This is a genomic window from Agathobaculum butyriciproducens (assembly GCA_003096535.1).
Classification (GTDB): domain Bacteria; phylum Bacillota; class Clostridia; order Oscillospirales; family Butyricicoccaceae; genus Agathobaculum; species Agathobaculum butyriciproducens.
In genome coordinates this window covers 27,296-37,960 of sequence record QEKJ01000011.1, presented here as the reverse complement: position 1 = coordinate 37,960, position 10,665 = coordinate 27,296, and the positions used below count along the sequence as shown (strand labels likewise).

Genomic DNA, 10,665 nt, shown 5'->3' with positions numbered 1-10,665 from the left:
CTATTCACCTGCCTTTACAAAATGTCTTTTTTTGATATACGATGTCTGATGCTCTAATTCCGGGTAGACAAATGCTTCATTTATTCCAATCATATCAAGTTCATGAAGTATCGAAGATTTCTGCTCTGCTGGGATACGTAAATATCTTGGAATCCCTTCATCTACATATTCACTGAGACTATCTTTTAAATTGAAACTGTTTTTTAGATAATAATCAGGAGCAGATATGTCTATTCCTAATATTAAAAACGCACCATTTTGGCGTCTTATACGTTCATTGTTCTTAGGAGCTACCACCGGGACATATTTATTTTGAAACTGCGTTTTCAGTCGCTCCACTTTCTCTTCAAAGCTCGATAAAATATCATCCTCGAGTCCTTTTCTTGAAAAATAATCCAAAAAATTACCTTCGCTTTTTCCATCATATTCTGCAAGTGCAGAAAACAATTTCACTTCTTTTTGTGTAGGACGCTGTAGCGATTCGATAAACAAAATCAGTTCACCGTCTTTGTCCTCATGTTCAGAACAAGCAAAATAGAGAGCGATTAAAGGATTGGTTGTAATATCCAGCAATCGAGTTGGTAAGCCGTAATGTTGCATTTTGACCAACTGTTCAAAATCAGTCATATGATTTCCAAATTCCAGTGGCTCTTGCAATATCAGCTCATTAACAATAGTAGTTTCTTTTGCTAATAGTCCATTTCTAAAAATGCTTCCATCTATGCCGAATTCAATGTCAGATTGTCCACGAAACAGCAATGTACCAGGTATTCCATTTTCAGAAATTATACGACTATAGTCAGATAGCTTTGACAGTAAGTGAGAAACAGAATATATTAAAAATTGTTCATCTACCTCATCTTGTAGATATTCTTTGTATCGTTCACGTTCATCCATTAATTTTCACCCACTTCCACTGGCAGTTCTCCGCTCATCAATTTGGGGAGTAGGGTATCTCTAATCTCTGACAACACTTCGTTTTCTTCTTTGAGCTTTGCAATTTTCTGCTCAATAGGTTTTGCGATTTCTTCAAATTTCAATTGAAGTTCCATCGGTGGTACAACCATAGGAAACATTTTAAACGCTTCGAAAGGGAAGTTCTGCCTTGTTGTGCCAATGGCATGGTGTTTAATCATTTCCTGAAATATCGGCTGCTTCATATAGTAATAGAAGAAAGTAGGCGTAATCGTATCCTTTATCTCAAAAACAGTATAAATCGGGCTAACAAGCCCCACATCATACTCCTTGAGCATGGCAATAGAACCGATATTTGCCCTTGCCGGATTATATGCTACTTGATTGCGGCGAACAATTTTATAGTTTTTTGTACTCTTACTATAAACTTGTTTTGTAAAAACATCTTCTGATGCTTTAAATTCTCCTTCTTTTACAACTGAAAGGACTGGATAATTTTTTTCATCTTTGTTTTTTTCTCTAACCTCAGTAATGTTATCCAAAACATTTGACTCAAACCAGCTATCTAAAACTTTTTTATTATCATTTGAAAACGAATACATTCCTAGTGTTTTATAGTAAATAATGGAAATAAGATTTTCAAGAGCCCCTTTGCTACGATTATTAATATAAATTTTTCTGTCTATGCTTGACAAAGTCGCAACAGCTTTCTCTATGTACTTGTCATCTGGAATCCAAATTTGTGTTTTCTTAACTGATTTTAGGTTTAGAGTTGCTTGTACAGTTGTATTTAATTCTTCCTTAAAGTATTGCTGAGATACATTCGAATCCAAGTAATATTTTACCCAATTCCGGTTTATCCCTGACTTAATAGGGATCACAGCTACTGCTCGTGCAACATTATAATTTTTCATGTTCTCATCCACTAAAGCGGTCTGTCCAACTGAGCCAACAAGTGTAAGCAATATTTCATTCCCTTGCAGTCGTGTTCTCGAATATTTTTCTTCTATCTCTGGGGATACTTGTATAATATTACTTAACTCAATCCTACCATGATCAAAATTCTTAACTCTTATCATTGGAATTCCATGATCAACTGGTTTCCCTGGCTGAACTATTCCATAAGCAATGTTGCGACCGTATTCTATTAATTCATCCAATGCAACATATTCTTTCATGTTATTTTCCTCCACAATCCTCAAATTCTTTTAACTTTGAAAAAATTACTTGATCAAGAGATTGTGATTCTTTTACGATTAATTCCAGTTCCTGAACAAGCCTACTAATCTTATCATCAAACGGTTCCGTATCTTCTTCTACAGGAGCAATTCCCACATAACTCGCTGGTGTAAGATTATAATCTTTTTCACGAATTTCTCCCAATGTTGCTATCTTCCAAAATCCCTGTTTATCAGCATATTCAATCTCTGTACCATCTACCTTTGTTGCTTTCTTTTCATAATTGCGGAAAGAATGGTATGCGGAGGTGATTTCATCAATAGTTTTTGCAGTCAGCTGTCTCTGCGTACGGCTGTCCTCATAAGGTTCTGTTTCCATATTTCTGGCATCAATAAACAGAATTTCTCCATGTCGATCACGGTGTCCGTTTTTCAGCTTATTGCGAGCCATAAACCACAGGCAAACAGGAATTGATGTTGTTGAGAACAGTCCACCCGGCAAAGTAACAATACAATCGATTTTATCATCTTCAATCAAGTTTTTACGAATGTTGTATTCACTGATTGTAGAAGATGAAAGCGAACCATTCGCCAATACAAAACCTGCCGTTCCGCTTGGCGCTAAGTGATACAGCATGTGCAAAATCCAAGCATAGTTGGCATTACCCGTAGGCGGAATACCGTATTTATTCCATCTTGGATCATCTATTAAACGCTCGCCGCCCCAGTCACTAATATTAAAAGGAGGATTTGCCATAATATAATCTGCCTTTAAACTCTTGTGCTGATCGTTATGGAAAGAATCCGCATTTTGCTGACCAAGGTTTGCTTCGATTCCACGGATAGCAAGATTCATTTTACAAAGTTTCCAAGTATTATAATTGGATTCCTGCCCATAAATAGCTAATTGTCCGTCAATTCGTCCCTCTCTGTCTTCTACAAAACGTTCACTCTGTACAAACATACCTCCTGAACCACAGCAAGGGTCATAAACTCGTCCATCGTGAGGTTCAATCATAGCTACAATCAATTCAACTACACTGCGTGGAGTATAGAACTCTCCACCCAGTTTTCCTTCAGCACGTGCAAACTTTCCAAGAAAATATTCATATACAGAGCCTAAAGTGTCTTTGTTTTTATCGTTTCCAATCTCAAGCTCAGATAATAGATCAACCAATTCACCCAAAGAACGTTTATCTAAAGATGCTCTTGCAAAATCTTTAGGAAGCACACCACGAAGAGAGGAGTTTTCCTTTTCAATCACATACATGGCATTATCGATAACCTGACCAATTGTTGGATCTTTAGCACTGTTTTTAATTGTTTCCCAACGTGCTTCCTGCGGCACCCAAAACACGTTTTTTGCAAGGTATTCATCTCTATCTTCTGGATCGGCGTATTCATCTTGAGAAATTTCTTGATAAGCTCTTTCAAAACTATCAGAAATATATTTCAAGAATATAAGACCAAGACATACGTGCTTATACTCTGCAGAATCCATATTATTACGGAGTTTATCCGCCATTACCCACAAATCTTCTTTTCTTAATTCAGCCATTTTCTATTCCTCCACAATTAAATAATCTGCGATACTTTTGCCCATATTTGCTTTTCATTTGGGCTTTCTTTTGCCGTTCTAATAATTTTTAATATTGATTCATTTTCCATTAGATATTCTTTAATATCTGCTGGAACATCTTTTCTTTCTTTTGCAGCTAAATCATACAGCTTGTTCCTTATATCCGGAAATTCTTCTAAATGCAATGCTGCAATTATTCTATCCAATAACTCTCTTTCGGGAGGTTTATTATTACCCTTTTCAATATCACTAATATATGTAGGTGTTTTACTCACCGCTTTTGCAAGTTGACGAATTGATATTTTTTTTGCTTGTCTGACAGAACGCAAATATTGACCAAATTCAGCATTTTCCATTTTCAAATTCAAATCATCCACCTTTATCACCTCCATTGTAAGTTAGTTAGCTTACATACTTATATTATATATTATATTGCCAATTAAATCAAGGTGCTTATCAAAATCAAATTTATTTGCTATAATATTTTTATAATTCAGGAACAAAACAGGATTTCTATGTCGTTTAATAAATAGAGAGCATACTCTCTGGAAAGAAGGCAAAAAAACATGCCAATATTATTAAAAAGAAAAAACGGCGAGATTACACCGTTTCGCAATGCAGAATATATTTCTGCGTTCTATTTCATCCCCAAAAGCATTTTGGATAAGTGCGGAGAAGAAATAAACAGTATTTCAAGAAATCCAAGAAAATTGCTTCAAGATCGTCGTGCAATAGAAATAATAGAAAGTGATTTATTTAAGCTTGTAATAATTGATGCTTACGCCTTTATGGTGTGGCCTTTTATGGGGCTTGGCGCAAAAAGGGAGATTTATTCAGGATATGAGCCGTCTTGGAGATATGCGCACGCAGCTTCTATTTGGATTAAAGGAATGGAAGATGAAGGGATTATCCCTAAGTCACAGGAGATATTAAAAAGTACCAATGTAGACGAAGACCTCGGATATATATCCGAAGAAGAAATCTCAGAAACATTCACTTGGCTCGTTCCTAAAATAATGGCAAAACACAATATGAATGAGGTCATTGCTGTGGCGGCTGAATATCGCTGCTTTGAAGATTTTGATTACCGAAAGAGCCGACAAAAAATTGATTTTTACCGCAAGTGATATCACACTCGTGCGAAAATATCCGTTGAATCTCTTGATGATTTAAAAGAAAAGTATGCAGAGAACACAAACGGCATGGAGTGGGATATTCCCGATGACAGTGTTAATGTTGAGAGTACCGTATTAGAACCGATTGCAGTCAGCAAATTTTTAGACACTCTTTCCGAAACAGACAGGAAAATACTCACAATGCGAATGGATGATGTGACACTCGAAAAAATCGCAGAAGAATTAGGCTTCAAAACGCACAGTGCTATTCACAAAAGAATCCGAAAGATTGGCTTGGCTTACGAAAAGTTCAGCGGTGAAGATTTGGGATTCAGCAATAAGGAAATTATCTGACAACACCTATTGATGTATAAATCGGTAGGTGTTCTTTTTATGTGCAAAATCAGAAAGGAGGTCTTTTTGGTGCAGTACAATCTGATAAAATCACAACAAATCAAAATTAAGAACACCTTATGTATGCAATGCGGACAGAGCAGCTGTTTAATGTTAACAGACAATGTCTGTCCTGCTTTTGCAAAAACCAATCCCAAAATCATTAAAATTAAGGAAGACAATCACAATGAAAAAATATAAAGAAACATATATCATCGGTATTGACCACGGCTATGGAAATATGAAAACGGCTAATTAATGACGGCATCAGAGTAGTGCCGCTTTTTTGTGCTCTGAAATATCCTGCGACATCACTTTGATGTCCCTTATTTAACAAACACTTTCATTCAAAAAAGGAGATAATTCTATGGAACAGATTAATAGCTATTACAAGAAGAAAATAGTTGATATAAGCGGTAATATTTGCAATGCGATTGAATATTACGACGGAACGCAATTTATTGAGCCATTTTTCGACGGTGAAACCGTTGGATGGGTTCGTGATGTGTTTATCAACCACACGAAAAAGAGCTGTGAGATTCTCATTGTATCCACAGACTTCCCGAATATATGGTTAACATTGAGCTTTAATGAATTAGATAAATTCAGGATGAGTATTCCAGCAATTGGTTCACCTGTATATGTAGTCACAATACAAAAGTGTCGGCACAAGCCTGAAAACCTGCCATACAAGGTTTACGAATATTGTTATTGTGATGATTATTTGAAAGACTATGAGCTATCTGAATTTATGAAAAAAGCTTGATGTCTCACACCATAACAAGCAGGGAACTTGTACGGCAAGTTCCAACTCAAAATCGGCTGTTTAGCCGATTTAATCCTTAGGGACTCCCGCCCCTAACACCCCATTTTAAAAGGAATGATATATCTATGAATAGAAACCCAAAAGAAAAATTTGCCCGAATTGACATTCGGGTAAATCAAAAAGATAAAGACAAAATCAAACAACTTGCCGAAAAATGCAATTTATCTATTAGCGAATATCTGGTGCAAAGAGCATTGGGATATGAACCGAGAACGGTTCTTCCTGATGTCTTTTTTGATTTCTACAACAAATTGTGCGAGCTATGCAATACAGTGGGTTTTACGCCTGAAGCAGAAAACAAACTACTTTCACTTATTGATGAAATTCATACGGAACTTTTATTACCACGAAAGGAGGATATGCGCAAATGGCAACCACCGGATTCTGGCCTGTCAAAAACAGGCTGAAAGAAGTAATCGACTATGCCCGTAACCCTGACAAAACCATCGACAAGAAATTCTTGGATGAAGATTTATATGCGGCACTCCGTTATGTTGAGAATGATAAAAAGACGGATCAAACGATGTATGTTTCTGGTATCAACTGTCCGAAACAAAGAGCATACGAATATATGATGGCTACTAAGCGTCGTTACGGCAAGCTCGGCGGGAATGTTGCCTATCACGGTTATCAGAGTTTTGTAAGTGGCGAGGTTACGCCTGAAGAAGCACATCAAATCGGACTGGAAACGGCAAGGCGTATGTGGGGCAAGGATTACGAGATAGTCGTCACCACCCATCTGAACACAGATAATCTTCACAATCATATTGTGGTTAATTCAGTATCTTTTCGCACCGGTCGGAAATTTGAGAACCATATTTCCGACCATTACAAGTTAAGAGAGATTTCCGATGCAGTTTGCTTAGAACGAGGGAAAAGCGTACTGCCGCCGAGTAAATTCACAGGTAATCGAAAGAAAGACTATTGGATTCACAAAAGCGGTGGTTTAACTCACCGAGATATTTTAAAACGGGATATTGATCAAGCAATTTCAAATACAACCAATTGGAAAGCATTCGATTTATACCTGAAAAATCTCGGTTACAGCTATGCAAGAAACAGCGATTACCGTCATCCCTCCATTATCGCTCCCAGTTGGAAACGCTCTGTCCGTCTTGATTCGTTAGGCGAGCAATACACGCAGGAGAAAATACGGCAGAGACTGATTGATAATCAGAAAAATATTACTCTTTACGCAATTCGTATTCCAAAACGATATGCACCGCTGTTACAGCTTGAATACGAATTTAACAAAGCGCAGCGTATGGACGGGATGCAGCTTGCGTTTGCATTGATTATTGAGCTTTGGAAGCTGATTACAGGCAATAATATAGAGACGTCATCCCAAAAGCCTCTATCTCCGGCACTACGTCAGGAAGTCAGAAAATTAGATCAAACCTTAAAGGAATACAAGCTTCTTTGTGAGAATCAAATCGATTCCGCACAGAAGCTTGTTTCATTTATCGAGAAGAAATCCGCAGATATTTCTGCTTTGGAATCAGAGCGGCAGAAAATTTATAACCGTATCCGCCGCCCGAAATCAGAAGAAGAAAAAGAACAGAACAAAACGGCGACAAGAAAAATCTCTGCAAAGTTAAAACCTTTGCGTGAAGATCTCAAAACTGCACAATCCATCACCGAGCGGTATCCGCATATCTTGAAATTGCTTGAAACCGAGCGTGCTATGGAAATACAAGTAAAAACCAAAAACAGAGAAAGGAATTATGAACGATGAAAAACACACCAAAAAATATTGCAATAGAAAAACTTTTCCCCTTTGAGGGACATCCGTTTAAGGTTCAGGACAACGAAGAAATGAACGCTTTGATCGAGAGCATTCAGGAGCAAGGTATTTTGTCTCCGTTAATTGTCCGACCAAAAGAAAACACCGCAGATGAATATGAAATCGTATCGGGACACAGACGGTTCCGTGCAGCAGTAAAGGCAGGGATAAAAGAAGTCCCTGCCTTAATTGTTCCCCTTGATCGTGACGCCGCTGCCATTGCAGTGGTAGACAGCAATCTGCACCGAGAACATATTTTACCATCGGAGAAAGCCTTCGCTTACAAGCTGAAAGCCGAAGCATTACGACATCAAGGGAAACGCTCTGACTTAACTTCGGAGCAAGTTGCACCGAAGTTGGCAACTGAAATTATTGCTGAGAGTGATAACACAAGCAAAGACACAGTTAAACGCTATATCCGTCTCACTAACCTTATCCCGCCTATTTTGGATATGGTTGATGAAAAGCGGATTGCTTTCACTCCTGCTGTCGAGCTATCCTATCTGCTCCCCGAAGAACAGACAATGCTGCTGTCGGAAATGGAGTACGGTGACTGTACGCCTAATTTATCTCAGGCACAGCGTTTAAAGGCTCTCAGTATACAGGGGTTATTCACGAAAGAACAGTTATCCGCCATTATGAGCGAAGAAAAGGCCAATCAGAAAGAGCGTGTGAAGATTCCCGCTGAACGTATCCGCAAATATTTTCCGAAAGACTACACTATTACTCAAATGGAAGAAACCATTGTAAAACTTTGCGAAGCGTACCATCGAAAACGGCTGCGTGACAGAGATTCAAGATAAGGAGAATTTTTATGACTAAAAAAATAGATATTCATTCTAATAATGAGACTGCCTGCATTGCAGATTACTTTATTCCCTGTAAAAATGGAAAAATCTTAAATTATGAAGACGCTTGCAAATTTAGCGAAGGTACCTTCAAAACCAAAATTGGAGGTACAGTTTACGAAGTATCTACTCATTTTAATCCCAAAGGAACACAAAGCGTTATGGAACAATTCAAAAAATTGATTCTTTCTGAAAATTTAATTTAACCACACAATAGAAAAAAGATAACCGAACACTGTAAAATAAGAATGCCTTTGCAGTGTCCGGTTGTCAGAAAGGAGAAAAATATTATGACAACTAAAAATAAAAACAAGGGACAAATTGCAAATCCTGATGAATTGATCACCGCCCTATATTGTTGTTTATCTGTTGAGGACATGAAAGATCATGACAAAAAGAAAGGCGAGATTGATGAATCAAATTCAATTACGAATCAAAAACAGATTTTACTTGATTATGCCAAAAAACACAGTTACAAGAATACAATGTTCTTCGTGGATGATGGGATTTCGGGAACTCGATTTGATCGGGAAGCTTTTCAGCGTATGCAGAGAATGGCTGAAAACGGAGAAATCAGCAGAATCATCGTGAAAGATTTGTCTCGCTTTGGTCGTGAACAGGTCGAAGCCGGCAGACTGACACAAATCGTTTATCCTTCACTTGGCATTACCTTTATATCCATTCAGGAGAATGTCAACAGCACTACAGGTGAAGGGATGGAAATGCTGCCGTTTTACAATATTTTTAACGAATGGTATGCAGCTCAGACAAGCAAGAAAATTCGTGCTGTATGGCAGTCCAAAGCAGATAACGGAAAGCGTGTTTCATCATCTGTTCCTTTTGGATATGTGAAAGATCCTGAAAATCGGGAAAAGTGGCTAATTGATGAACCTGCCGCAGAAATTGTGCGTAAAATATTTGCTTTAGCGCTTGGCGGAAGAGGACCGTCACAAATCGCAAGACAGTTGGAAAAAGAAAATATTTTAATTCCATCTGCTTATTATGAATCTGTAGGTAGAAAACACTCTCAAAAGATACCGCTAAATCCGTGTGCGTGGGATCAGAAAACTATAGTGCACATTCTTGAAAATAGACAATATACAGGATGTGCGGTAAATTTCCAATCCACTACTGTCAGTTACAAGGTCCACAAGGTCATTTATAACCCTATTGAAGAGCAACAAGTTATTCCTAATATGCAGGAACCGATTATACCGGAGGAGGATTGGCTAAGGGTACAAGAACTTCGCAAAAATAAACGCCGTCCTACTGCGACAGGACGGCAAAGTATATTTTCAGGTCTTGTTTTTTGTCCTGATTGTGGTGCGAAACTTTATTTTTGCTCTGCTAAAAGTTTGAATACAAATCAAGAATTTTATTGTTGCTCCAACTATAGATCTGGCAGGGGTACTTGTAAAGTTCACTATATTCGAAATGTAGTACTTGAAAAAATTGTAATGGAAGCTATCAGCGACTTTGCTGATTTTGTTCGCTGTCATGAACCCGTCTTTCTTTATATGATGGCAATGAAAAGCAAGGCGATTCGCAAAGCTGAATTTAAAAAAATGCAGGAAACGGTTGAATACGGCAAGCGAAGACTTGAAGAATTGGAACGCTTGATGGATAAGCTTTACGAGGATAATACTTTTGGAAGATTATCAGATGATGTTTACGAAAGACGAGTTTCAAAATATGAAAAAGAACAAAAAGAACTTGCAATTACTGTATCCGAAGCTCAAGCCGTTTTAGACAAAGCCGAACAAAAAAGTCTTGATTTGAGATTGCTGCTCCGTACCTTTCGTGAAATGACGGATATTAAGGAACTAACACCAACTCTGGTCAATTCTCTAATTGAGCGCATTGAAGTTCACAACAACGATAAATCAAGCGGCCATTGTTATGTAAAAGTGGATATTTACTTTACAGCGGTAGGAATGTTTAAAATCCCAACCGAAGATGAAATCATTATAATGATGGAAGAAATCTGTAAAAATCCACACGAATATCGTTTTGCAGCATAATAAAGGA

At 37.6% G+C, this 10,665-nt stretch carries 12 protein-coding genes; 8 read left to right on the top strand and 4 right to left on the bottom strand.

Annotated features, from left to right (window positions below):
* Genes C7386_RS09015 through C7386_RS09000 form a run of 4 tightly spaced genes read right to left on the bottom strand, consistent with a single transcriptional unit; the run spans position 1 to position 4,049 of the window.
* Positions 1 to 897, bottom strand: a complete 897-nt coding sequence (locus C7386_RS09015; protein ID WP_116705333.1) for an FRG domain-containing protein — start codon at positions 895 to 897, stop codon at positions 1 to 3.
* Positions 897 to 2,093 (bottom strand): restriction endonuclease subunit S, encoded by a 1,197-nt coding sequence (locus C7386_RS09010; protein WP_116705332.1) that lies wholly within the window; start codon positions 2,091 to 2,093, stop codon positions 897 to 899. The genes C7386_RS09015 and C7386_RS09010 overlap by 1 nt, the downstream gene beginning before the upstream one ends.
* Position 2,094: 1 nt before the next feature.
* Positions 2,095 to 3,651, bottom strand: a complete 1,557-nt coding sequence (locus C7386_RS09005; protein WP_116705331.1) for a type I restriction-modification system subunit M — start codon at positions 3,649 to 3,651, stop codon at positions 2,095 to 2,097.
* Between the two features lie 17 nt (positions 3,652 to 3,668).
* A complete protein-coding gene (locus C7386_RS09000; protein ID WP_165815519.1) occupies positions 3,669 to 4,049 on the bottom strand; it encodes a helix-turn-helix domain-containing protein in 381 nt (126 codons plus the stop codon).
* 189 nt (positions 4,050 to 4,238) lie between these two features.
* On the opposite strand from C7386_RS09000, the gene C7386_RS13775 reads away from it, so the two are divergent.
* The 8 genes from C7386_RS13775 (at position 4,239) to C7386_RS08960 (ending at position 10,658) form a co-directional block, all read left to right on the top strand.
* Positions 4,239 to 4,799, top strand: coding sequence for a hypothetical protein (locus tag C7386_RS13775; protein ID WP_318261272.1), 561 nt, complete (start codon positions 4,239 to 4,241; stop codon positions 4,797 to 4,799).
* A gap of 75 nt (positions 4,800 to 4,874) precedes the next feature.
* On the top strand, positions 4,875 to 5,141 hold the full coding sequence (locus C7386_RS08990) for a sigma-70 family RNA polymerase sigma factor (RefSeq protein ID WP_116705329.1): 267 nt from the start codon (positions 4,875 to 4,877) through the stop codon (positions 5,139 to 5,141).
* A 406-nt stretch (positions 5,142 to 5,547) separates the two neighbouring features.
* Positions 5,548 to 5,946, top strand: coding sequence for a hypothetical protein (locus tag C7386_RS08980; RefSeq protein ID WP_116705327.1), 399 nt, complete (start codon positions 5,548 to 5,550; stop codon positions 5,944 to 5,946).
* A gap of 125 nt (positions 5,947 to 6,071) precedes the next feature.
* Complete coding sequence (locus C7386_RS13300) at positions 6,072 to 6,413, top strand: plasmid mobilization protein (protein ID WP_133241592.1); 342 nt, start codon at positions 6,072 to 6,074, stop codon at positions 6,411 to 6,413.
* Positions 6,374 to 7,741: a relaxase/mobilization nuclease domain-containing protein gene (locus C7386_RS08975; protein WP_116705326.1), complete on the top strand. Its 1,368-nt coding sequence runs from the start codon at positions 6,374 to 6,376 to the stop codon at positions 7,739 to 7,741. The genes C7386_RS13300 and C7386_RS08975 overlap by 40 nt, the downstream gene beginning before the upstream one ends.
* Positions 7,738 to 8,592: a ParB/RepB/Spo0J family partition protein gene (locus C7386_RS08970; protein WP_116705325.1), complete on the top strand. Its 855-nt coding sequence runs from the start codon at positions 7,738 to 7,740 to the stop codon at positions 8,590 to 8,592. Before C7386_RS08975 ends, C7386_RS08970 begins: the two co-directional genes overlap by 4 nt.
* A gap of 11 nt (positions 8,593 to 8,603) precedes the next feature.
* Positions 8,604 to 8,843, top strand: a complete 240-nt coding sequence (locus tag C7386_RS08965) for a transposon-encoded TnpW family protein (protein WP_116705324.1) — start codon at positions 8,604 to 8,606, stop codon at positions 8,841 to 8,843.
* A gap of 84 nt (positions 8,844 to 8,927) precedes the next feature.
* Positions 8,928 to 10,658: a recombinase family protein gene (locus C7386_RS08960; protein WP_165815518.1), complete on the top strand. Its 1,731-nt coding sequence runs from the start codon at positions 8,928 to 8,930 to the stop codon at positions 10,656 to 10,658.
* Positions 10,659 to 10,665 lie beyond the last annotated feature (7 nt).

Bases quoted from the DNA above. Each gene is read 5' to 3' on its own strand.
- C7386_RS09015 (WP_116705333.1), bottom strand. From the start codon at position 897: ATGGATGAACGTGAACGATACAAAGAATATCTACAAGATGAGGTAGAT.
- C7386_RS09010 (WP_116705332.1), bottom strand. From the start codon at position 2,093: ATGAAAGAATATGTTGCATTGGATGAATTAATAGAATACGGTCGCAAC.
- C7386_RS09005 (WP_116705331.1), bottom strand. From the start codon at position 3,651: ATGGCTGAATTAAGAAAAGAAGATTTGTGGGTAATGGCGGATAAACTC.
- C7386_RS13775 (WP_318261272.1), top strand. From the start codon at position 4,239: ATGCCAATATTATTAAAAAGAAAAAACGGCGAGATTACACCGTTTCGC.
- C7386_RS08990 (WP_116705329.1), top strand. From the start codon at position 4,875: ATGGAGTGGGATATTCCCGATGACAGTGTTAATGTTGAGAGTACCGTA.
- C7386_RS08980 (WP_116705327.1), top strand. From the start codon at position 5,548: ATGGAACAGATTAATAGCTATTACAAGAAGAAAATAGTTGATATAAGC.
- C7386_RS13300 (WP_133241592.1), top strand. From the start codon at position 6,072: ATGAATAGAAACCCAAAAGAAAAATTTGCCCGAATTGACATTCGGGTA.
- C7386_RS08975 (WP_116705326.1), top strand. From the start codon at position 6,374: ATGGCAACCACCGGATTCTGGCCTGTCAAAAACAGGCTGAAAGAAGTA.
- C7386_RS08970 (WP_116705325.1), top strand. From the start codon at position 7,738: ATGAAAAACACACCAAAAAATATTGCAATAGAAAAACTTTTCCCCTTT.
- C7386_RS08965 (WP_116705324.1), top strand. From the start codon at position 8,604: ATGACTAAAAAAATAGATATTCATTCTAATAATGAGACTGCCTGCATT.
- C7386_RS08960 (WP_165815518.1), top strand. From the start codon at position 8,928: ATGACAACTAAAAATAAAAACAAGGGACAAATTGCAAATCCTGATGAA.